The sequence below is a fragment of the Comamonas sp. GB3 AK4-5 genome (genome assembly GCF_041320665.1).
Lineage (GTDB): Bacteria > Pseudomonadota > Gammaproteobacteria > Burkholderiales > Burkholderiaceae_C > Comamonas.
The window spans coordinates 4,021,600-4,042,526 of the sequence record NZ_CP166730.1 but is presented as its reverse complement, the minus strand read 5'-3'; the positions used below and the strand labels follow the sequence as shown (position 1 = coordinate 4,042,526).

Sequence of the window (20,927 nt, the reverse complement as noted above, 5' to 3'; positions counted from 1 at the left end):
CCTCCCGGAGGGGGATGCGGTGAAGGTGCCGCATTATGCGTCCATCGCCTTGCGCACGCCGCGCAGGAAATCAATGGCGAGGGGAATGATTTTTTCGTGGGGCTGGTCTTCGAGCAGCTGGATGATTTTGCTGCCGATGATGACAGCGTCCGAAAACTGGGCAATCGTCTGGGCGGTCTGGGCATCACGGATGCCAAAGCCCACACCCAGGGGGATATGCACATGCTGGCGGATGACGGACAGCATCTGCTGCACGCTGTCGGTGTCCAGTGCGCCCGAGCCGGTCACGCCCTTGAGCGAGACGTAGTAGACATAGCCGCTGGCCACGCGGGCCACTTGCTGCATGCGTTCCACCGTGCTGGTGGGGGCCAGCAGAAAGATCTGGTCCATGCCCCGGGCCTGCAGCTTGGCGGCGAACTCCTCGGATTCTTCCGGTGGGTAGTCCACCACCAGGATGCCGTCCACGCCGGCAGCGGCCGCGTCGTTGACGAAGGCATCCACGCCGTGGATCTGGTCGTAGCGTTCCACCGGGTTGGCATAGCCCATCAGCACCACGGGCGTGGTGGTGTTCTTCTGGCGGAACTCGGCCACATAGGCGAGGACTTGCTGGAGGCCCACGCCGTTGGCAATGGCGCGCTCGCCGGCCTTCTGGATCACCGGGCCGTCGGCCATGGGGTCCGAGAAGGGCACGCCCAGCTCGATGATGTCGGCGCCGGCCTCCACCATGCCGTGCATCAGCGACGGTGTGATGGCGGCAAACGGGTAGCCGGCCGTGATGTAGGGAATCAAGGCCTGGCGGCCCTGGGCTTGCAGTTGTTCAAACGTGGTGGCGATGCGCTTCATGCTGCATGCCCTCCCTTGACGATGTGACCGCGCATGCTGGGGCGGTCGTAGTAGTCGTTGCCGGTCAGGTCGGCCACGGTGCCAATGTCTTTGTCGCCACGGCCGGACAGGCAGACCAGGATGGACTGGTCGGCGCGCATGGTCTTGGCCAGTTGCATGGCATAGGCCACGGCGTGGCTGGATTCCAGCGCCGGGATGATGCCCTCGGTGCGGCACAGGTAGTGGAAGGCCTCCAGCGCTTCCTGGTCGGTGGCCCCCACATATTCGGCGCGGCCGATTTCCTGCAGCCAGGCATGTTCGGGGCCCACGCCGGGGTAGTCCAGGCCGGCGCTGATGCTGTGGGTTTCGGTGATCTGGCCCTGCTCGTCCTGCAGGATGAAGGTGCGGTTGCCATGCAGCACGCCGGAGCTGCCGCGCTGCAGCGAGGCGGAATGCTTGCCCGTTTCCAGGCCCTCGCCGGCCGCTTCCACGCCGATGAGTCGGGTGTGCTCAAAGGGAATATAGGGGTAGAAGATGCCCATGGCATTGCTGCCGCCGCCCACGCAGGCCACGACGGCGTCGGGCTGGTCGGCCGCCATTTTTTGGCGTTGCAGCAGCTCGGGCATTTGCGTCAGGCATTCCTGGCCGATCACGCTCTGAAAGTCACGCACCATGGCCGGGTAGGGCGCAGGGCCGGCCACCGTGCCGATGATGTAGAAGGTGTTGTCGACATTAGCCACCCAGTCGCGCATGGCTTCGTTCAGCGCGTCCTTGAGCGTCTTGCTGCCCGATTCCACGGGGATCACGGTGGCGCCCAGCAGCTTCATGCGGAACACATTGGGGCTTTGGCGCTTGACGTCTTCCGCACCCATATAGACCACGCATTCCAGTCCATAGCGGGCGCAGATGGTGGCCGTGGCCACGCCATGCTGGCCGGCGCCGGTCTCGGCAATGATGCGGGTCTTGCCCATGCGCCTGGCGAGCATGGCCTGGCCGATCACGTTGTTGATCTTGTGGGCACCGGTGTGGTTGAGGTCTTCGCGCTTGAGATAGATCTGCGCGCCGCCCATTTCGCGGCTCATGCGGTCCGCGTGGTAGACGGGCGAGGGGCGGCCCACAAAATGGGCCAGCTCGTAGCGGAACTCGGCCAGAAACTCGGGCTCGCTCCAGTACTTGGCGTAGGCCTGGCCCAGCTCGGTGAGGGCGTGGGTCAGCGTCTCGCTGGCAAAGCTGCCGCCATAGGGGCCGAAATGGCCGCGTGCATCGGGATAGGAATATTCAAACATCGGTAAAAGAAGCAAGTTGGGCATCGGCGGCGCGTACGGCCGCAACGAAGCGTTGGATTTTTCCGGTGTCTTTGATGCCCTTCATGGGCTTGCCATCAGGCCCTGTGGCCTCGACGCCGGAGCTGACATCAACCGCCAGCGAGTGTCCTCGCGGGCGTACTTGCAAGATGCCATCGGTCACGTTTGCAGGCGTGAGTCCACCAGACAAAACGAGGTGAGAGTCGACGCTTGGTGGCAGGAGTGACCAATTGAATGTTTGCCCGCCGCCGCCGTAGCCCTCTACATGGGCGTCCAGCAAGATGGCCTGGGCCTGGGAATAACGTTGGGCATATTCTACGAGGTCGAGCCCTAACGTGCCCCCGGCCAGGGGAATGCGCGCTGCGCGCAAAAAAGGCCTGCGTCCACCATGGGTGGCAGCCAGGCATTGCTCAGGCGTCTCATCACCATGAAATTGCACGATAGCGCTTGGTATATCTGCACAGGCAGCTATCACATTGGAAGCGATCTCGTTGACGAACAGCAGCACCGGGCTCACAAAAGGTGGCAGGCGCCGCGCCAGCTCGGCCGCCCGCGCGGCGGACACGGCACGGGGGCTGGGGGCGTAGAGTACAAAGCCGATGGCGTCCGCGCCGGCAGCGACGGCGGCGTCCACATCGGCCTCGCGGGTGAGGCCGCAGATCTTGATGCGGGTGCGGTGGGCAAAAGAAGACATGGCTATCCCAGGCTGGTCGGCACAAGGCAAAAGGGCAGGGGCTGCTCAGGGCAGCCAGGCAAACGGGGGCGTGTCGCCAGGCAGGCCCCAGCGGGCATCGTAGACAGGCCCCAGAAAGTACAGGCCATCGGGCGAGAAGGTGGGGGCCGCCACCTCGCGCGAGCGGGCATCGAGCACCTGCTGCATCCATTCCACCGGCTTGGCGCCCTGGCCCACGCACAGCAGGCAGCCCATGATGTTGCGGATCATGTGGTGCAGAAAAGCATTGCCTTCGAACTCGAAGCGCCAGTAGCCGCAGTCCATTTCCCCTTCACGCATGGGAGCCTGGCCCGCAGGGCGGTAGTGCATGTCAATGCGGTGCAGCGTCTTGATGGGGGTCTTGGCCTGGCAGGCCGCAGCGCGAAAGGAGGAGAAGTCATGCTCGCCCAGCAGCAGATCGGCCGCTGCGCGCATGCGCTCGCCATCCAGGGGCTGGTATACCCAGCCCACGCGGCCATGGTCCACGCTGGGGCGCACGGGCGACTGCAGCAGCACATAGGCGTAGCGGCGGGCCGTGGCGCAGGCGCGGGAGTGAAAGCCTTCAGGGCCATCGGGCACCTCGGCCGCCCATTGCACGGCAATGTCCTTGGGCAAAAATGCGTTGGTGCCGCGCACCCAGGAGTTGGCAGCGCGTTGCAGTGCGGTGTCGAAATGCACCACCTGCATCAGCCCGTGCACACCGGCATCGGTGCGGCCTGCGCACAGGGTGGAGACCTTTTGCGCAGTGAAGCGGCCCAAGGCCGCTTCCAGATGGTCTTGCACGGTGTTGCCCGAGAGCTGACTCTGCCAGCCGCTATAGGCCTGGCCGTTGTAGGAAACCCCCAGGGCTATGCGCATGGCCCACCTTCAGGTCCGGCGCCATGCGCCGGGGAAAAACACGAAAACATCAGTCGATTTCAGCCAGCAGGCGCTGGGCTCGTTCCTTGAGTTCGCCGGAGGCTTCGGCAATCACTTCTTCCACCAGGGTGCGAGCACCCTCGCTGTCGCCAATGGCGTGGAATTCGCGTGCCAGGTCCAGCTTGGTGGCCAGGGGGTCGTCCGCCGCCACGGCAGGTGCCGCAGCCGGGGGCGCATCGCCCAGGTCCAGGTTCAGCGCACTCAGGTCCAGATTGGTATCCAGGGCGGATGCCGCAGCCGGTGCCGGAGTGGCGGGCGGGGTGTCCAACGAGAACTCCAGCGTGCTCAGGTCCAGCGGCTTCACCGGGGTGGTGGCGGGCGTGGCGGACTCGGCCAGTGCATCGTCCCAGTCGGGCTCCAGCGCGGCAAAGTCCGACTCGGAAGGCGTGGGTGCTGCCGGCGGGTTGGCGACGGCCGCAGGCGAGGCATCGGACAGGCCGCCGGGCAGGTCCATGTCCAGGCTCAGATCCAGATCGGGGGGCAGATGCTGGGCCAGGCTGGTCGTGGCTGCCGCTGCTGCTGCCATGGGGGCAGCAGCACCCTGGCTCTTGGCCAGGGCCGCCGAGAAGGCGCTGTTGGCAGGCGCGGATGGGTCTTGGTAGAGCGGGTTGCTGGCGTCGACCTGCAAGCCCCATTCCACCACGCGGTCCCAGTCAGGGCCTGTGCCTTGGGTCAGGGACTGCACGCTCAGGGCTGCGGCTTCCAGGGCCTTGGCATCGCGGCGCTTGGCGTAGATCTCGGCCAGCTTCATGTGCACATCCAGGCGGTCGGGCTGGGTCTGCAGCGCCTGCTTGAGGATGTCCTCGGCTTGTACGTCACGGCCATAGGCCAGGTAGACCTCGGCCTCGGCCACCGGGTCGGTGGCTTCGCTGGCGTTCTGCGAGGCGGCTTCGGCGCTGGCGGCCTGCGCGCTGGGTTGCACATCGCTGTGCGCCTCGGTCGCATCTGCTGCGGGCGGGCTGTCAGGTGCGGCGGCTTGTGCACGGCGGCGCTTTACCAGGTTCCAGCCCAGCAGGCCGAGCAGCAGCGCCAGGATGCCGCCTGCAGCAGGCAGTACCACGGGGGTGATTTCATCCAGGAAATCGGGGGGGGGCGCTGGCGGTGTGGCGGCTTCGGGAGGCGTCTTGGCGTCGGTTGTACTGGCTTCGGCGGGGGGCGCGGCTGTGGAGTCCGCTGCGTCTGCCGTGTTGGGCGTCACAGCCTCGGCTGCAGGGGCATCCAGTGCGGCGGGTGCCGTCAGCGGCACGGTGATGCCAGGTGCTGATGCATCGGCTGTGGCACCAGCCTCGGGGGCGGGGGCGCCAGAAGCGGCCGCCACCTTTTGCAGCTCGGCAAGATTGCGCTGGAGCTCATCGGTCCGGTCGGACTGGGCCGACGCCTGCTTGGCCTGGGCCAGTTTCTCCTCGGCCGCATGCTGGCCCTGGACGGTGCCCTTGCTCAAGGTCAGCTTGTCGGCAGCCGCTGCGTTGGCGCTGTGGTCCTGCACCTGGGCTTGCACCTGGCCGGAGGAGGCGCGATCGGCAGCCGCCACCTTGGCCGTCGGGGCCTTGGCGGCCAGGCGACGGCGGAATTCGTTGAAGTCACGGCTTTGGGCCGCCACCAGCTGGCGGGCCTCTTTGGCCGTGGTGGCGCTGGCTTCCTCTTTGCCGGGCAGCTTGACCACGCTGCCTGCGCGCAAAAGGTTGACGTTGTCGTTGATGAATGCGTTCGGATTGGCGCGCAGCATGGCCACCAGCATCTGGTCCAACGACACGCCGGCAGGGCGGTTGGCGTTGGCAATGCGGCCTGCGGTGTCGCCAGCACGCACGGTGACATCGCCCTTGGTGGCCGCGGAAGCACTGGGCGCTGCTGCTGCGGTGCGGGCTGGTGCTGTTGGCGCTGCGGCAGGGCTTGGCGCTGGCGCTGCGCCGTCGCTGCCATAGCTGCGTCCGGTGACGGAGGCTGGAGCAGGTGCTGCAGGGGCGGGGGCGGCTTCACGGATTTGCGGGGCGGTGACGATGGGGGCCGGTGCGGGCTGGGCCGCAGCAGGCGGGTCCAGCAGCAGGGTGTAGCTGCGCACCAGCTGGCCCGCGCTCCAGTTGGCGTCGATCACCAGGTCTACAAACGGGTCGCTCACCGGGCCACGGCTGCTCAGGCGCAGCTTGGCCGTGCCGTCGGCCTGGCGCACGACCTCGATCTGCACCAGGCGGGCACTGCCCGAATACTCCATGCCATGGGCCTTGAAGACCTCGGGCGTGGCAATGCCGGCTTTCAGGGCGTCCAGCTCGGCAGGGGTGGCGAGGGGTATGTCGATCTCGGCACGCAAGGGCTCCCCCAGCGCGGATTGCACGCTGATGCGTCCCAATGCCAGAGCGGAGGCATCGGTCGGGGTCAATGCAGCAGAGACAAAGGCCGCGGCGGCCAGGGCTGAGAGTTTCCAACGATGCATGGTGCTTTTTATAAGGTTGGTGCCGCTGGGCGGCAGTCGTTGATCGCCAAGGACTCCCGTGGACCCGTCCAGTGGTGGTTTACCCACCTTAGCAGCAATGCAAGCGGCCTCACAGGCCAGGCAGATGGGCGCAGCCAGGGCAGCGGTCTAGGGTGAGCTGGCCCCGTGATTATGACCAAGCTGGGCGCGGACTTCGTTGCGGGGGCTTGTCTTTACGGGCTGTGCTGTGGTCAAAGCATGGGCCAACGCCAGTGGTTGCGCTGCAAAACCATGCACCGAGGCGGGCCGGCCATGCGCGCTGCGCTCCGGGCAGCACCTGGCGTATTGTGGCAGCAAAGCGACATGCAGGGCGCAAGCTGCAGGGGCCTGGGTACAAGAAGCGGGTGCGTACTTTGGAATGGGCGGAGCCATAAAAAGAGGCCCGAAGGCCTCTTGTACAGGGAGCAGCAAGCGAATCAGGCCGCCAGCAGAATGCGCAGCATGCGGCGCAGCGGCTCGGCAGCGCCCCACAGCAACTGGTCGCCGATGACAAAGGCCGACAGGTACTCGGGGCCCATGTTCAGCTTGCGCACGCGGCCCACGGCCACTTCGAGGCCGCCGGTGGTGGCGGCAGGCGTGAGCTCCTTGACGGTGAGTGCGCGGTCATTGGCCACGAACTTCACCCAGGGATTGCCGCCCTTGATCAGGGCTTCGATCTCTTCCAGGGGCAGGTCCTTCTTGAGCTTGAGCGTCAGGGCCAGGGAGTGGCAGCGCATGGCACCGATGCGCACGCACAGACCGTCCACGGGGATGACGGCCTCGGTGCCCAGAATCTTGTTGACCTCGGCCTGGCCCTTCCACTCTTCCTTGGACTGACCATTGGGCAGCTGCACATCGATCCAGGGGATCAGGCCGCCAGCCAGGGGGGCGCCAAAGAATTCGGTGGGCACGTCGTCGCGGATGGTGGCGGCTACCTTGCGGTCGATGTCCAAAATGGCGGAGGCCGGCGTGGCCAGCTCATCGGCCACAGCAGCGTGGACGACGCCCATGCCCTTGAGCAGCTCGCGCATATGGTTGGCGCCACCGCCCGATGCAGCCTGGTAGGTCATGGAAGAGACCCACTCCACCAGCCCAGCCTTGAACAGACCACCCAGGCCCATCAGCAGGATGGAGTTGGTGCAGTTGCCGCCAATCCAGTTCTTGCCGCCGGCAGCGAGCTTGGCCTTGATCAGGTCATCGTTGACCGGGTCCAGCACGATGACGGCGTCGTCTTCCATACGCAGCGAGGAGGCCGCGTCGATCCAGTGGCCTTTCCAGCCCGCAGCGCGCAGCTGGGGGAAGACTTCCTTGGTGTAGTCGCCACCCTGGCAGGTGATGATGATGTCGCATTGGGACAGGGCAGCAATGTCGCCCGCATCTTTCAGCTGGGTGTGCACCGTGGCCATGGCCGGGGCCTTGCCGCCGGCGTTGGAGGTGGAGAAGAACACCGGCTCGATCAGTGCGAAATCGCCCTCGGCCTGCATGCGGTCCATCAGCACAGAGCCGACCATGCCGCGCCAGCCGACCAGGCCTACCAGTTGCTTGCTCATTTGAAATTGCCCTTTCAGTGTGAAAACAGTGTGTGCAGACTGTCGTCGTCCGGCTCGTCAGAGGCCGGATAAAGGGCGCAAGACGAACCGGGCTGGGTCAGCCTGTAATCGTCTTAATGGTGGTGGAGGTGTGCGCGCAGACCATCACGCCAGCCAGGGCGGCGGGGGCGTGGTTCAGCAAAGAGGTGAAGCGGTTGGCGCACATAAGAGCCGCCATTCTAGCCAAGACCAGCGCTGCTGCGTTGGCGAGAATGTCAAATGCCTTCGTCGAATCGGCGAAAACAAATTTTATTTTTTGACGTTTTGCAAAGTGGGTGTGGATGAGCCACCTGCGGCGCACAGGGGCCGCAGGTAGGCCCTCATCAGGCTTGCAGCGCGGCGACCACGGCGTCACCCATTTCGCGGGTGGAGACCTTGGTCGTGCCTTCGCTGTAGATGTCGGGTGTGCGCAGGCCGTCGGCCAGCACTTTTTGCACCGCGGCTTCGATCTTCAGGGCCGCGTCTTCCAGGCCCAGGCTGAAGCGCAGCATCATGGCGGCCGACAAAATCGTGGCCAGCGGATTGGCGATGCCCTTGCCGGCGATGTCGGGGGCCGAGCCATGGCTGGGTTCGTACAGGCCTTGCTTTTTGTCGTTCAGCGAGGCCGAGGGCAGCATGCCGATGGAGCCGGTGAGCATGGATGCCTCGTCGGACAGGATGTCGCCAAACATATTGCCGGTGACTACCACGTCAAAGCGCTTGGGTTCCTTGACCAGCTGCATGGCGGCGTTGTCCACATACATATGGTCCAGCTGCACATCGGGATATTGCTTGCCCACTTCGGTGACCACGTCCTTCCAGAACTGGAAGGTTTCCAGCACATTGGCTTTGTCCACGCTGGTCACTTTTTTGCCGCGCTTTTGCGCAGCCTGGAAGGCCACATGGGCAATGCGCTCGATCTCGGGCTTGGAGTAGCGCATGGTGTCGAAGGCTTCCTCGGCACCGGGGAAATGGCCATCGGTGGCCACGCGGCGGCCACGGGGCTGGCCGAAGTAAATGTCGCCGGTCAGCTCGCGGATGATGAGGATATCGAGACCCGCCACCAGCTCGGGCTTGAGGCTGGAGGCGTGGGTCAGTTCCTTGTAGCAGATGGCGGGGCGGAAGTTGGCAAACAGGCCCAGGGCCTTGCGCAGGCCCAGAATGGCCTGCTCGGGGCGCAGATGGCGCTCCAGGCTGTCGTACTTCCAGTCGCCCACGGCGCCGAACAAAATCGCATCCGATTCCTGGGCCAGCTTCAGCGTGGCTTCGGGCAGGGGGTGGCCATGGGCCGCATAGGCCGCGCCGCCTACGGGGGCGGATTGCAGCTCCAGGTCCAGGTTCAGCGCATCCAGCACCTTGACGGCTTCGGCAACGATTTCGGGGCCAATGCCATCTCCGGGCAGTACGGCGATCTTATGGGTCATATCTCTTCCTGTTTTCCTGTTTTGATAGCTGCTGATGCAGACCCTGTCTGCATCAGCGCAAGCTTTAATGCTTATTTATAGAAATGGGTTCAGCCCTGCACCAGGCTGTGCGACAGCCAGGGTTTTTGCGCCAGGCGCTCGGCCTCGAAAGCGCGGATCTTGTCCTTGTGGCGCAGCGTCAGGCCGATGTCATCAAAGCCATTGAGCAAGCAGTATTTGCGGAAAGGAATGACGTCAAAGGCGATCTCTTCGCCCTGGGGACGAACAATCACCTGGCGCTCCAGGTCAATCGTCAGCTCGTAGCCGGGGAAGGCCTGGATCTCATGGAACAGCAGGTCAATCGTGGCCTCGGGCAGGACGATGGGCAGCAGGCCGTTCTTGAAGCAGTTGTTGAAGAAGATGTCGGCAAAGCTGGGCGCCAAAATGGCGCGAAAGCCGTATTGATCCAGCGCCCAGGGCGCGTGCTCGCGGCTGGAGCCGCAGCCGAAGTTCTTGCGCGCAATCAGCACGCTGGCGCCACGATAGCGCGGCTGGTTGAGCACAAAGTCGGGGTTGGGCTTGCGGGCCGACTCGGGCACGCCAGGCTGGCCGGGTTGGTCCAGATAGCGCCACTCGTCAAAGGCATTGACGCCAAAGCCGGTCTTTTTGATCGACTTCAGAAACTGCTTGGGAATGATGGCGTCGGTGTCGACGTTCTCGCGGTCCATGGGGGCCACCAGGCCCTTGTGCACGGTGAATTTTTGCATGGCGGTCAAATGTTCTAGAGGGTCAGCGCGCCGCGCGCTCGATGGCGTTGCCTGCTTTTTGCACGTCCTGGCCCAGGCCTTGAACGGTGTTGCAGGCGCCCAGGGTGAAGGCCAGGCCGATCAACAGAATCGAGATAGAGGGCTTCATGGTGTGGCTCGCTGAGTGAGGGTGTGGAGCAGTTTTAAGCGAACTTGCGGATGTCGACAAAGTGGCCATGGATGGCCGCAGCCGCCGCCATGGCGGGGCTGACCAAATGGGTGCGACCACCGGCGCCCTGGCGGCCTTCGAAGTTGCGGTTGCTGGTAGATGCACAGCGCTCGCCGGGCTCGAGGCGGTCGGCGTTCATGGCCAGGCACATGCTGCAGCCGGGCTCGCGCCACTCAAAGCCTGCGGCCTTGAAGATGGCATCCAGGCCTTCGCGCTCGGCCTGTTCTTTCACCAGACCGGAGCCGGGCACCACCATGGCCAGCTTGATGTTCTTGGCCACTTTCTGGCCCAGCTTCTTCACCACGGCGGCGGCCTCGCGCATGTCTTCGATGCGGCTGTTGGTGCAGGAGCCAATGAACACCTTGTCAACAAAGATGTCGTTCAGCGGCTTGCCCGGCTCCAGGGCCATATAGCTCAGGGCGCGCTCGATGGCGCCGCGCTTGTTGGCGTCTTTTTCCTTGTCGGGATCGGGCACGCGCGCGTCTATGCCCAGCACCATCTCGGGGTTGGTGCCCCAGGTGACTTGGGGCACGATGTCGGCGGCGTTCAGTTCCACCACGCTGTCGAACTTGGCATCGACGTCGGAGTGCAGCGTCTTCCAATAGGCCACGGCCGCATCCCACTCCACGCCCTTGGGGGCCAGCGGGCGGTTCTTCACATAGGCAATGGTTTTTTCGTCCACGGCCACCAGGCCGGCGCGGGCGCCGCCTTCGATGGCCATGTTGCACACCGTCATGCGGCCTTCGATGGAGAGGTCGCGAATCGCTTCGCCGGCAAATTCAATGGTGTAGCCCGTGCCGCCGGCCGTGCCGATCTTGCCGATGATGGCCAGCACAATGTCCTTGGCCGTCACGCCGGGGGCGACCTTGCCATTGACCTTGATGAGCATGTTCTTGGCCTTTTTGGCCAGCAGGGTCTGGGTGGCCATCACATGCTCGACCTCGGAGGTGCCGATGCCGTGGGCCAGCGCGCCAAAGGCGCCATGGGTGGAGGTGTGGCTGTCGCCGCAGACCACGGTCATGCCGGGCAGGGTGGCGCCTTGCTCGGGGCCCATGACGTGCACGATGCCCTGGCCCTTGTCCATGAAGGGGAAGAAGGCGGCCGCGCCGAACTCGGTGATGTTGCTGTTCAGCGTGGTGATCTGTTCCTTGCTGATCGGATCTTCGATGCCGTCATAGCCGCGCTCCCAGCCGGTGGTGGGCGTGTTGTGGTCGGCCGTGGCCACCACGGAGCTGATGCGCCACAGCTTGCGGCCGGCCTCACGCAGGCCTTCAAAGGCCTGGGGGCTGGTGACTTCGTGCACCAGGTGGCGGTCGATATACAGGATGGCGGTGCCGTCTTCCTCGGTGTGGATGACATGCTCATCAAAGATCTTGTCGTAGAGGGTGCGTCCCATGGTGTGCTCGTGGTTACTGGTTTTTGTGAATATGTGAATGCTAACTTGCTACTGCGCAGCGGCGGCGGGAGCAGAGCGGCTGAGATGCTCCACCAACAGCCGTGCCGTGACGGGCAGGGTGTCAAAGTCGCGGGCCACCAGGCTGAGCATGCGCTGCGCCCAGGCATCGGTCAGGGGCACGGCGCGCAGCTGGCCCACGCCGTGCATGAGCTCGAAGGCGCGGTCCGGCACCAGGCCCACGCCCAGGCCGTTGTCGATCATGCGGCACATGGCGTCCAGGCTGGTCACCTGAATGCGCTGGTGCAGAGGCTGGCCGGAGCGGGCGGCCGCGCCGCGCATGGCCAGGCTGATGGAGCTGCCGCCATGCAGGCCCACCACGTCCCAATCCAGCACCTCGCTGAAGGCCAGGCTTTCGCGCTCGGCCAGCGGGTGGTTCTCGGGGCAGACCAGCATCAGGCGGTCGCTGCGGTAGGGCTTGCTTTGCAGGCCGCTGTCGCTGCCGGCGCTCATGGAGCAGATACCGATGTCGGCCGTGCCCTCGGCCACGGCGCTGATCACGTCGGGGCTTAAGTGCTCTTGCAGGTCAATCTTGATCTGGCTGTGCATGCGGGCAAATTCGCCCAGGTCTTCGGGCAGAAACTGCACGATGGCCGAGATATTGGCGTGCATGCGCACATGGCCGCGCACGCCTTCGGCGTACTCGCTCAGCTCGCCCTGCATGCGCTCCAGCCCATACAGCACATTGCGCGCATGGTGCAGCAGGCTTTCGCCGGCGGGGGTCAGGGTGACGCCACGGCTGTGGCGGTAGAGCAGGGCCGTGTCGACGGCGGCTTCGAGGTCGGACAGGCGCTTGCTGACGGCGGAGGCGGCAATGTATTCGCGCTCGGCAGCACGGCCAATGCTGCCCAGCTCGCACACAGCGACAAACAGCTGCAGCGAAGTCAGGTCGATGCGGCGCGCAAAACTGCGCTCGGAATTTCTCATGGCGGGGGGAGTGCGTTGTTATCTTCTCGTTTGGAGAAGTGTTGGTGATTTTCCATGGTAAATCACCTTGTCGTCATCGTCAAACGCGATGTCTTGTGTGGCCGGCGGTGGGGGAGGGCATCGCGGCTGGCGCGGGCTTGCCGCATGGCTGCTCACAAAAGCGAAGCGGCTATCGCTTTTGTGGCTTTTATCTCCGGTTATTTTTAGTCGAAGATGTAGAGCCCGTCAGCGATGGCTGCTATGAAAAAACGCAGCCCTGGGGCTGCGTTTTCTGGGGGTGAGGGCAGGCGCGGTGCATGGTGCACAGGCCTGCGTCCTGGGACTATCAGCTGAAAAAGCTCTTGAGCTTGTCGGTCCAGCTGGCGCCGCTGGGGGAATGGCGGGGGCCGCCCTTTTTGAGCGAGTCTTCCAGCTCGCGCAGCAGCTTGCGCTGGTGCTCGGTGAGCTTGACCGGGGTTTCCACCACGATGTGGCAGTACAGATCGCCGGGGTAGCTGGAGCGCACGCCCTTGATGCCCTTGCCGCGCAGGCGGAACTGCTTGCCGGCTTGGGTGCCTTCGGGGATGTCGATGGCGGCCTTGCCTTGCAGGGTGGGCACTTCGATCTCGCCACCCAGGGCGGCGGTGATGAAGCTCACTGGCACCTGGCAGTGCAGATCGTCGCCGTCGCGCTCCAGGATGTCGTGCTTTTTGATGCGGATCTCGATGTAGAGATCGCCTGCAGGGCCGCCATTGGTGCCCGGCTCGCCGTTGCCCATGCTGCGGATGCGCATGCCGTCGTCGATGCCGGCGGGGATCTTCACTTCCAGCGTCTTTTGCTTTTTCAGCTTGCCCTGGCCATGGCAGCTGGAGCAGGGCTCGGGAATGATCTTGCCCGTGCCGCGGCAATGCGGGCAGGTTTGCTGCACGCTGAAAAAGCCCTGGCGCATCTGCACCGAGCCCTGGCCACCGCAGGTGGTGCAGGTCTTGGGCTGGGTGCCGGGCTTGGCGCCGCTGCCGTGGCAGGTGTCGCAGTTTTCCCAGCTGGGGATGCGGATCTGGGCGTCCTTGCCCTTGGCCGCTTCTTCCAGCGTGATTTCCATGGCGTAGCTCAGGTCGTTGCCACGGTAGACCTGGCGGCCTCCACGGCCCTGGGCCCCCCCACGGCTTTGGCCGAACATGTCGCCAAAAATGTCGCCAAATGCCTCGGCGAAACCGCCAAAGCCTTCCGCACCTGCGCCCATGCCGCGGTTGGGGTCCACGCCGGCATGGCCGTACTGGTCATAGGCCGCGCGCTTCTGGGCGTCGGACAGCATCTCGTAGGCCTCTTTGACCTCCTTGAACTGCTCCTCGGCTTGCTTGGCCTTCTCACCCTGGTTGCGGTCAGGGTGGTGCTTCATGGCCAGCTTGCGGTAGGCCTTTTTGATTTCATCGTCCGAAGCGCTTTTGGCAACGCCCAGCACTTCGTAGTAGTCGCGTTTGGACATATTCGGTGAGTCTCTCAAGAACAACAAAGCCGCGCACACCCCCGAAACGGGGGATGGGGCGCGGCGGCAGGCGGTCCATGCGGCCGCTGCGTCAATGACAAATTACTTTTTCACTTCCTTGACTTCGGCGTCGACGATGTCGTCGTCACCGGTGCTGGAAGCAGCTTGTTGCTGGCCACCGGCTGCAGCCTCGGCACCTGCTGCGCCACCGGCGGCAGCTTGCGCGTCAGCGTACATCTTCTCGCCCAGCTTTTGGCTGGCGGTCATCAGGGCTGTGGTCTTTTCGTCGATGGCGGCCTTGTCTTCACCCTTCAGGGCTTCTTCCAGGTCCTTGATCGCCGCTTCGATCTTTTCCTTCTCGCCGGCGTCCAGCTGGTCGCCATGCTCGCCCATGCTCTTCTTGACGCTGTGCACGGCGGCTTCGCCCTGGTTGCGGGCCTGGATGATTTCCAGCTTCTTCTTGTCTTCGGCTGCGTTCAGTTCCGCATCCTTGACCATTTGCTGGATCTCATCTTCGGACAGACCGGAGTTGGCCTTGATGGTGATCTTGTTTTCCTTGCCGGACGCCTTGTCCTTGGCAGAGACGTTCAAGATGCCGTTGGCGTCGATGTCGAAGGCCACTTCAATCTGGGGCACGCCACGGGCTGCGGGCGGGATGCCTTCCAGGTTGAACTCGCCCAGCATCTTGTTGCCGGATGCCATCTCGCGCTCGCCTTGGTAGACCTTGATGGTCACGGCCGGCTGGTTGTCGTCGGCGGTGGAGAAGGTCTGGGCAAACTTGGTCGGGATGGTGGTGTTCTTGGTGATCATCTTGGTCATGACACCACCCAGGGTTTCGATACCCAGGGACAGCGGGGTCACGTCCAGCAGCAGTACGTCGGAACGCTCGCCACCCAGCACCTGGCCTTGCACGGCAGCGCCCACGGCCACGGCTTCGTCAGGGTTCACGTCCTTGCGGGGATCCTTGCCGAAGAATTCCTTGACCTTTTCCTGCACCTTGGGCATGCGGCTCATGCCGCCGACCAGGATCACGTCGTCGATGTCGGACACCGAGATGCCAGCATCCTTGATGGCGGTGCGGCAGGGCGCAATGGTGCGCTCGACCAGCTCGTCCACCAGCGACTCCAGCTTGGCGCGGGTCAGCTTGAGGCTCAGGTGCTTGGGGCCCGAAGCGTCGGCGGTGATGTAGGGCAGGTTGATGTCGGTGGCGGCCGAGCTGGACAGCTCGATCTTGGCCTTTTCTGCGGCTTCCTTCAGGCGCTGCAGGGCCAGCACGTCCTTGGACAGGTCAACGCCTTGTTCCTTTTTGAACTCGCCGATGATGTAGTCGATGATGCGCTGGTCGAAGTCTTCGCCGCCCAGGAAGGTGTCGCCATTGGTGGACAGCACTTCGAACTGCTTTTCGCCGTCGACGTCAGCGATTTCGATGATGGACACGTCAAACGTGCCGCCGCCCAGGTCGTACACGGCGATCTTGCGGTCTTCCTTGCCGCTCTTGTCCAGGCCAAAGGCCAGGGCTGCAGCGGTGGGCTCGTTGATGATGCGCTTGACTTCCAGGCCGGCAATGCGGCCTGCGTCCTTGGTGGCCTGGCGCTGTGCGTCGTTGAAGTAGGCCGGCACGGTGATGACGGCCTCGGTCACGGCCTCGCCCAGGTAGTCCTCGGCGGTCTTCTTCATCTTGCGCAGCACTTCGGCGCTGATCTGGGGCGGGGCCAGCTTCTGGTCGCGCACTTGCACCCAGGCGTCGCCGTTGTCGGCCTTGACGATTTCAAAAGGCATCAGGTTGATGTCTTTTTGCACTTCCTTCTCGTCGAACTTGCGACCGATCAGGCGCTTGGCGGCGTAGATGGTGTTGCGAGGGTTGGTGACGGCCTGGCGCTTGGCGGAGGCACCCACCAGGATTTCGCCGTCTTCCTGGTAAGCAATGATGGACGGCGTGGTGCGCGCACCTTCGCTGTTTTCGATGACCTTGGTGGTGTTGCCTTCCAAGATGGCGACGCAGCTATTGGTCGTGCCCAGGTCAATACCGATGATTTTTCCCATTTTGAGGCTCCGAATTGGTGAAATATTTACTGGATTGGCCCTTAAGTCGGGGTACTTCCCCGGGCTTCAAGCCAGTAGGGTTAATTTTTTTGCTTACTTGGGGGCGGCCACAGTGACCAGGGCCGGGCGCAGCACGCGGTCGGCGATCAGGTAGCCCTTTTGCAGCACGGTGACCACGGTGTTGGCTTCCTGCTCTGCAGGCACCATGGAGATGGCCTGGTGGTGGTGGGGGTCGAACTTGTCGCTGGCGGCGGGGTTGATGGCCACCACCTTGTTGCGCTCCAGCGCCGAGGTCAGTTGGCGCAGCGTGGCGTCAGAGCCTTCGCGCAGTTGCTCGGGGGTGGCGTTCTGAATGGCGAGTGCGGCGTCTAGGCTGTCAATGACGGGCAGCAGGCTTTCGGCAAAGCTTTCGATGCCGAACTTGCGGGCCTTGGTCACGTCTTCCTCGGCGCGGCGGCGGGCGTTTTCGGCCTCGGCCTTGGCACGCAGGAACTGGTCAGCCAGCTCTGCACTCTTGGCTTTCAGCTCGGCCAGCTCCGCCTGCAGACGTTCCATTTCGCCGGTGGCATGGGCAGCCATGGCGGCCTCCACTTCTTCGGTGGAGGCGTCAGCCGGGGTGGGGTTGGTGTTCTGATCGGACATGGATGCAGTGTCTAAGGGTGAAAGAAAAAGGAAAGATGCCTATTACCGTGGGGGCAAGGCCGGGTGATTTCAAGGGCGCCAGGCGATGCACAGCCACAAGGGACAGAGCGGTATCCGGCCTATGGACCGGGGAGTCGCAGGGGATTTTGTGGTGGGCAACTGTACAGCGAAACCTGCCTGAGTCTATAATCGATCGTTTTACCTTGCCACACCGCTACAGGCGCAGCGGGGGGCCTAACCCAAAAGGGAGTTTTCATGCGTCATTACGAAATCATTTTGTTGATCCACCCGGATCAAAGCGAGCAAGTTCCGGCCATGCTGGAGCGCTACAAGGGCATGATCACCGCCGGCGGCGGTCAAGTGCACCGCGAAGAAGACTGGGGCCGTCGTCAGCTGGCCTACATGATCAACAAGCTCGCCAAGGCTCACTACCTGTGCCTGAACATCGAAGCCGACCAGGCTGTGATGGCTGAACTGGAGCATGCCTTCAAGTTCAACGACGCTGTGCTGCGTCACCTGACGGTTCAAAAGAAGAAGGCCGATACGACCGCCTCTTCGATGATGAAGACCGTCGAGCGTGAAGAAGCCCGCAAGGCCAGCCAAGCCGAACAGGCCTGAGCTGATCGGTAGTCCCTGATCCCTTGGGAGTGGAAAACCACGTTGCCTTGACTGCCTGTATCGCCGAGGTTCAGCCTTTGCGCTACACGCCCGCCGGATTGCCCGCTTTGGACCTGCGACTCGATCACGAATCGCAGCAGCAAGAAGCCGGTACGGCCCGCAAGGTGGTGGCAACGGTGAAGGCGGTGGCCTTCGGTGCTCTGGCAGAGCGACTCGCTCGCCAGGCTCCGGGAAGCAGCTGGAAGTTCCAGGGCTTTCTGGCCACGCCGCGCAACAGCAAGTCTGTGGTGCTCCACATCCAAGACATTCAACAAAATTAATTTTCAAGAGGTCCAGCAATGGCCACGTTCAAGAAATTCAACAAAGACAAGCGCCCCAAGCGCAACAACCAGTCGCTGCTGTTCAAGCGCAAGCGTTTCTGCCGCTTCACCGTGGCCGGTGTGGTTGAGATCGATTACAAGGATGTCGACACCCTGCGTGACTTCATCGCTGAAAACGGCAAGATCATCCCCGCACGCCTGACCGGCACGCGCGCCATCTACCAGCGTCAGCTGAACACCGCCATCAAGCGCGCTCGCTTCCTGGCTATGCTGCCCTACACCGACCAGCACAAGATCTAAGGAGCCACAACCATGCAAATCATTCTGCTCGACAAGGTTGTGAACCTGGGTAACCTGGGTGAGATCGTCAAAGTCAAGGACGGCTTCGCTCGCAACTTCCTGATCCCCACTGGCAAGGCCCGCCGTGCGACCGAAGCCGCCAAGGCCGAGTTCGAAGCCAAGCGCGCTGAACTGGAAAAGGCTGCTGCTGAGAAGCTGGTGGCTGCACAAGCCGTGGGCGAGAAGCTGAACGGCTTCACCATCGCCATGAGCCAAAAGGCTGGTGTGGATGGCCGTCTGTTCGGCTCCGTCACCAACCACGACCTGGCTGCTGAGCTGGTCAAGGCCGGTTTCGAAGTGCACAAGTCGCAAGTGCGCATGCCCAACGGTCCTATCAAGACCGTGTCCGCTTCCACCGTGGAAGTGGCGCTGCACACCGACGTGATCGTGGAAGTGAACGTGGAAGTGGCCGGCGATCACGCCTAAGCTTCGCACCGATCTTTTCGGTCCGTCACAAAAGCCGCCCTTGGGCGGCTTTTGTTTTGCGCGCAGCACCGCTTTGCATGCCAAACAGGCCTGTAAAGCAGTTGGAGAGCGCGGTACTTGCTCATTTTTCGGGAGTTTTACATCGGCCTGATGCTCCCGTTGCCGGCCAATGGCGCTGGCATGGCCTTGCCGGATGACGGAGTGCGCCGGCGGCGCTACGATCAAGGCTTGATTCGTTTGGGAACCCCATGTCTTCCGTGATGCCTCCTTTGGATACCGATGATGTTTTTGGCGCCTCTGCTGCGGCAGGTGCGGGCGACTTGCAGGTGGCGCAGCTGCGCGTGCCGCCGCATTCGCTGGAGTCGGAATCCAGTGTGCTGGGAGGGCTGCTGCTGGACAACAGCGCCTGGGACCGTGTGGGCGACCTGCTCAAGGAGGGGGACTTCTACCGCCACGAGCACCAGCTGATCTTTGAAGCCATCAGCAAGATGATCAACGCCTCCAAGCCGGCGGACGTGATCACGGTGTATGAGCATCTGCAGGGCATGGGCAAGGCCGAGGAAATCGGCGGCCTGCTGTATCTGAACCAGCTGGCCCAGTATGTGCCCAGCGCCACCAACATCCGCCGCTATGCGGAAATCGTGCGCGAGCGCGGGATCTTGCGCAAGCTGGTGACGGCCAGCGACGAGATCGCCACCAATGCCTTCAATCCCCAGGGCAAGCCGGTGGAGCGTGTGTTGGATGAGGCCGAGCAGAAGATCTTTGCCATTGGCGAAGAAGGCTCGCGCATGAAGCAGGGCTTTCAGTCCCTGGACACCCTGGTGGTGGACCTGCTGGACCGCGTGCAGGACATGGCGGATAACCCCATGGACGTCACTGGCGTGCCCACGGGCTTTGCCGATCTGGACCGCATGACCTCGGGCCTGCAGGCCGGTGACATGGTGGTGCTGGCCGCGCGCCCTTCCATGGGCAAGACCTCGTTTGCGGTGAATATCGCCGAGCATGTGGCGCTGAATGAAGGCCTGCCCGTGGCCATCTTCTCTATGGAAATGGGCGCCGCCCAGTTGGCGGTGCGTATCGTGGGCTCCATCGGCAAGGTCAATCAGGGCAATCTGCGCACCGGCAAGCTGACCGATGAGGAATGGCCGCGCCTGACCGAGGCCATCGAGCGCCTGCGCACCGTGAGCCTGCATATCGATGAAACACCAGGCCTGACCCCTTCCGAGTTGCGCGCCAATGCCCGGCGCCTGGCACGCCAGTGCGGCAAGCTGGGTCTGATCGTGGTGGACTATTTGCAGCTCATGAGTGGCTCCGGCGCCGGCAGCAGCGACAACCGTGCCACCGAGCTGGGTGAAATCTCCCGGGGCTTGAAGATGCTGGCCAAGGAGTTGCAGTGCCCGGTGATTGCGCTGTCCCAGCTGAACCGATCGGTGGAGCAGCGCACCGACAAGCGCCCCATGATGTCCGACCTGCGTGAATCCGGTGCCATCGAGCAGGACGCGGACATCATCATGTTCATCTACCGCGATGACTACTACAACAAGGACTCGAAAGAGCCGAACATTGCCGAAGTCATCATCGGCAAGCAGCGTAACGGCCCCACGGGCACGGTGAAGCTGTTCTTCCAGAAGAACCAGACGCGCTTTGAAAACCTGGCCATGGGCTATGACACCGGTGGCGAGTATTGAGCGCGTAGCGCACCAGTAGCAGGACATGTGCTGCACGGACGCGCAGCACTTACCGCGTCAGGGCATGAGGCCGCCACTGGCAACCGTGACCTGCACGGCCTTGAGGTTGTCGGGGGTGACGTGGATCAGGCCTTTGCCAGGCACATCAATCTCGGCAATCATGAACAAGGCCAGGGCCGTCACGGCCGGGATGACGAAGATCAGGGTGTTGCGTCCGCTGCTGCCTCGGATGTTGTAGCCAATCAGGAAGTTGGAGCACAGGCCAAAGAAGATCAATATCGCCCAGGCTGCACTGGGAATCTGGTGCCGCCAGCTGGCCATGGTTTTTTGCTGGGCCGTGTACAGCTCATTGCAGGCATTCAGCGCTGTGGCGATGACGGGGTTGGGGTCGTTCTTGGCGATTTTGCTGATCAGCGTCCACATGCGGGTTTGCATGCGAATGGATTCCATGCGGGTCTGGGCACGGTGCGCATCGTCCTCGGCGTCAAAGAACTGAATGCGCAGCGTCAGGTAGTCCTGCAGTATTTGCTTGGCTTGCCCCTGGTGGCTTTCCTGCAAAAGGGTGGTGCGCTGGAATGCATTGCCCACGGCAATGGCTTCGTTCTCTTCTGCCGCCACGCGTGTGTTGTAGCCGCCAATGGCGAATGACAGGATGAAGCCGATCAACAGGCCAAAAAGAGAGAGGGTGGCACCCAGCACGATTTTCAGCTCATCTTCCGCCACGGCATCACGCTTGAATTTGCGGCCCCAGGTGTACTTTCCCAGGAAGGCGGCAAGCCCCAGCCCGCTGAAAATGGAAACCAGCAATATCCATGAGTACATATCGGTGTTGCGGAAGAAGTCTTGCATAGTCGGTGT

Annotated in this window: 21 protein-coding genes; 5 read left to right on the top strand and 16 right to left on the bottom strand. The window is 63.2% G+C overall.

The window, feature by feature from the left end; all coding sequences use genetic code 11:
• Positions 1–33: 33 nt before the first annotated feature.
• From trpA to grpE, 15 genes are all read right to left on the bottom strand, one after another.
• The gene (trpA, locus tag ACA027_RS18095; protein WP_370679584.1) at positions 34–843 is read right to left on the bottom strand and encodes a tryptophan synthase subunit alpha; all 810 of its coding nucleotides are present in this window, start codon (positions 841–843) and stop codon (positions 34–36) included.
• Complete coding sequence (trpB, locus tag ACA027_RS18090; protein ID WP_370679583.1) at positions 840–2,108, bottom strand: tryptophan synthase subunit beta; 1,269 nt, start codon at positions 2,106–2,108, stop codon at positions 840–842. The genes trpA and trpB overlap by 4 nt, the downstream gene beginning before the upstream one ends.
• Positions 2,101–2,820 (bottom strand): phosphoribosylanthranilate isomerase, encoded by a 720-nt coding sequence (locus tag ACA027_RS18085; RefSeq protein WP_370679582.1) that lies wholly within the window; start codon positions 2,818–2,820, stop codon positions 2,101–2,103. Before ACA027_RS18085 ends, trpB begins: the two co-directional genes overlap by 8 nt.
• Before the next feature lie 45 nt (positions 2,821–2,865).
• A complete protein-coding gene (gene truA, locus ACA027_RS18080) occupies positions 2,866–3,696 on the bottom strand; it encodes a tRNA pseudouridine(38-40) synthase TruA (protein WP_370679581.1) in 831 nt (276 codons plus the stop codon).
• Positions 3,697–3,745: 49 nt separating this feature from the next.
• On the bottom strand, positions 3,746–6,184 hold the full coding sequence (locus ACA027_RS18075; protein WP_370679580.1) for a FimV/HubP family polar landmark protein: 2,439 nt from the start codon (positions 6,182–6,184) through the stop codon (positions 3,746–3,748).
• Between the two features lie 455 nt (positions 6,185–6,639).
• Positions 6,640–7,752, bottom strand: coding sequence for an aspartate-semialdehyde dehydrogenase (gene asd / locus ACA027_RS18070; protein ID WP_370679579.1), 1,113 nt, complete (start codon positions 7,750–7,752; stop codon positions 6,640–6,642).
• A 97-nt stretch (positions 7,753–7,849) separates the two neighbouring features.
• A complete protein-coding gene (locus ACA027_RS18065; protein ID WP_370679578.1) occupies positions 7,850–8,092 on the bottom strand; it encodes a hypothetical protein in 243 nt (80 codons plus the stop codon).
• 22 nt (positions 8,093–8,114) lie between these two features.
• Positions 8,115–9,194: a 3-isopropylmalate dehydrogenase gene (leuB, locus tag ACA027_RS18060; RefSeq protein WP_370679577.1), complete on the bottom strand. Its 1,080-nt coding sequence runs from the start codon at positions 9,192–9,194 to the stop codon at positions 8,115–8,117.
• Between the two features lie 89 nt (positions 9,195–9,283).
• Positions 9,284–9,940: a 3-isopropylmalate dehydratase small subunit gene (gene leuD, locus ACA027_RS18055; protein WP_370679576.1), complete on the bottom strand. Its 657-nt coding sequence runs from the start codon at positions 9,938–9,940 to the stop codon at positions 9,284–9,286.
• Between the two features lie 22 nt (positions 9,941–9,962).
• Entirely contained in the window at positions 9,963–10,088 is a 126-nt protein-coding gene (locus ACA027_RS18050) for an entericidin A/B family lipoprotein (RefSeq protein WP_291590461.1), read from the bottom strand.
• 34 nt (positions 10,089–10,122) lie between these two features.
• On the bottom strand, positions 10,123–11,544 hold the full coding sequence (leuC, locus tag ACA027_RS18045) for a 3-isopropylmalate dehydratase large subunit (protein ID WP_370679575.1): 1,422 nt from the start codon (positions 11,542–11,544) through the stop codon (positions 10,123–10,125).
• 48 nt (positions 11,545–11,592) lie between these two features.
• The gene (locus ACA027_RS18040; protein WP_370679574.1) at positions 11,593–12,528 is read right to left on the bottom strand and encodes a LysR family transcriptional regulator; all 936 of its coding nucleotides are present in this window, start codon (positions 12,526–12,528) and stop codon (positions 11,593–11,595) included.
• A 325-nt stretch (positions 12,529–12,853) separates the two neighbouring features.
• On the bottom strand, positions 12,854–13,993 hold the full coding sequence (dnaJ, locus tag ACA027_RS18035; RefSeq protein WP_370679573.1) for a molecular chaperone DnaJ: 1,140 nt from the start codon (positions 13,991–13,993) through the stop codon (positions 12,854–12,856).
• Positions 13,994–14,095: 102 nt separating this feature from the next.
• Positions 14,096–16,036, bottom strand: a complete 1,941-nt coding sequence (dnaK, locus tag ACA027_RS18030) for a molecular chaperone DnaK (protein ID WP_370679572.1) — start codon at positions 16,034–16,036, stop codon at positions 14,096–14,098.
• 93 nt (positions 16,037–16,129) lie between these two features.
• Entirely contained in the window at positions 16,130–16,678 is a 549-nt protein-coding gene (gene grpE / locus ACA027_RS18025; protein WP_370679571.1) for a nucleotide exchange factor GrpE, read from the bottom strand.
• 255 nt (positions 16,679–16,933) lie between these two features.
• Here grpE and rpsF point away from each other — a divergent pair, with 255 nt between their 5' ends.
• From rpsF to dnaB, 5 genes are all read left to right on the top strand, one after another.
• Positions 16,934–17,296 carry a 30S ribosomal protein S6 gene (rpsF, locus tag ACA027_RS18020; RefSeq protein WP_370679570.1) on the top strand — a complete coding sequence of 121 codons (363 nt, stop codon included), beginning with the start codon at positions 16,934–16,936 and terminating at the stop codon, positions 17,294–17,296.
• A 29-nt stretch (positions 17,297–17,325) separates the two neighbouring features.
• Entirely contained in the window at positions 17,326–17,616 is a 291-nt protein-coding gene (gene priB / locus ACA027_RS18015) for a primosomal replication protein N (protein ID WP_370679569.1), read from the top strand.
• A gap of 18 nt (positions 17,617–17,634) precedes the next feature.
• A complete protein-coding gene (gene rpsR / locus ACA027_RS18010; protein WP_370679568.1) occupies positions 17,635–17,916 on the top strand; it encodes a 30S ribosomal protein S18 in 282 nt (93 codons plus the stop codon).
• 12 nt (positions 17,917–17,928) lie between these two features.
• The gene (gene rplI / locus ACA027_RS18005) at positions 17,929–18,381 is read left to right on the top strand and encodes a 50S ribosomal protein L9 (RefSeq protein ID WP_370679567.1); all 453 of its coding nucleotides are present in this window, start codon (positions 17,929–17,931) and stop codon (positions 18,379–18,381) included.
• A 248-nt stretch (positions 18,382–18,629) separates the two neighbouring features.
• Positions 18,630–20,069, top strand: coding sequence for a replicative DNA helicase (gene dnaB, locus ACA027_RS18000; protein WP_370679566.1), 1,440 nt, complete (start codon positions 18,630–18,632; stop codon positions 20,067–20,069).
• A 57-nt stretch (positions 20,070–20,126) separates the two neighbouring features.
• Here the strand turns inward: dnaB and ACA027_RS17995 are convergent, their stop codons facing one another.
• Entirely contained in the window at positions 20,127–20,918 is a 792-nt protein-coding gene (locus ACA027_RS17995) for a hypothetical protein (protein ID WP_370679565.1), read from the bottom strand.
• Positions 20,919–20,927 lie beyond the last annotated feature (9 nt).

What these genes read in the sequence shown, in the direction of transcription:
- trpA (WP_370679584.1), bottom strand. Translation starts at nt 843, where the DNA reads ATGAAGCGCATCGCCACCACGTTTGAACAACTGCAAGCCCAGGGCCGC.
- trpB (WP_370679583.1), bottom strand. Translation starts at nt 2,108, where the DNA reads ATGTTTGAATATTCCTATCCCGATGCACGCGGCCATTTCGGCCCCTAT.
- ACA027_RS18085 (WP_370679582.1), bottom strand. Translation starts at nt 2,820, where the DNA reads ATGTCTTCTTTTGCCCACCGCACCCGCATCAAGATCTGCGGCCTCACC.
- truA (WP_370679581.1), bottom strand. Translation starts at nt 3,696, where the DNA reads ATGCGCATAGCCCTGGGGGTTTCCTACAACGGCCAGGCCTATAGCGGC.
- ACA027_RS18075 (WP_370679580.1), bottom strand. Translation starts at nt 6,184, where the DNA reads ATGCATCGTTGGAAACTCTCAGCCCTGGCCGCCGCGGCCTTTGTCTCT.
- asd (WP_370679579.1), bottom strand. Translation starts at nt 7,752, where the DNA reads ATGAGCAAGCAACTGGTAGGCCTGGTCGGCTGGCGCGGCATGGTCGGC.
- leuB (WP_370679577.1), bottom strand. Translation starts at nt 9,194, where the DNA reads ATGACCCATAAGATCGCCGTACTGCCCGGAGATGGCATTGGCCCCGAA.
- leuD (WP_370679576.1), bottom strand. Translation starts at nt 9,940, where the DNA reads ATGCAAAAATTCACCGTGCACAAGGGCCTGGTGGCCCCCATGGACCGC.
- ACA027_RS18050 (WP_291590461.1), bottom strand. Translation starts at nt 10,088, where the DNA reads ATGAAGCCCTCTATCTCGATTCTGTTGATCGGCCTGGCCTTCACCCTG.
- leuC (WP_370679575.1), bottom strand. Translation starts at nt 11,544, where the DNA reads ATGGGACGCACCCTCTACGACAAGATCTTTGATGAGCATGTCATCCAC.
- ACA027_RS18040 (WP_370679574.1), bottom strand. Translation starts at nt 12,528, where the DNA reads ATGAGAAATTCCGAGCGCAGTTTTGCGCGCCGCATCGACCTGACTTCG.
- dnaJ (WP_370679573.1), bottom strand. Translation starts at nt 13,993, where the DNA reads ATGTCCAAACGCGACTACTACGAAGTGCTGGGCGTTGCCAAAAGCGCT.
- dnaK (WP_370679572.1), bottom strand. Translation starts at nt 16,036, where the DNA reads ATGGGAAAAATCATCGGTATTGACCTGGGCACGACCAATAGCTGCGTC.
- grpE (WP_370679571.1), bottom strand. Translation starts at nt 16,678, where the DNA reads ATGTCCGATCAGAACACCAACCCCACCCCGGCTGACGCCTCCACCGAA.
- rpsF (WP_370679570.1), top strand. Translation starts at nt 16,934, where the DNA reads ATGCGTCATTACGAAATCATTTTGTTGATCCACCCGGATCAAAGCGAG.
- rpsR (WP_370679568.1), top strand. Translation starts at nt 17,635, where the DNA reads ATGGCCACGTTCAAGAAATTCAACAAAGACAAGCGCCCCAAGCGCAAC.
- rplI (WP_370679567.1), top strand. Translation starts at nt 17,929, where the DNA reads ATGCAAATCATTCTGCTCGACAAGGTTGTGAACCTGGGTAACCTGGGT.
- dnaB (WP_370679566.1), top strand. Translation starts at nt 18,630, where the DNA reads ATGTCTTCCGTGATGCCTCCTTTGGATACCGATGATGTTTTTGGCGCC.
- ACA027_RS17995 (WP_370679565.1), bottom strand. Translation starts at nt 20,918, where the DNA reads ATGCAAGACTTCTTCCGCAACACCGATATGTACTCATGGATATTGCTG.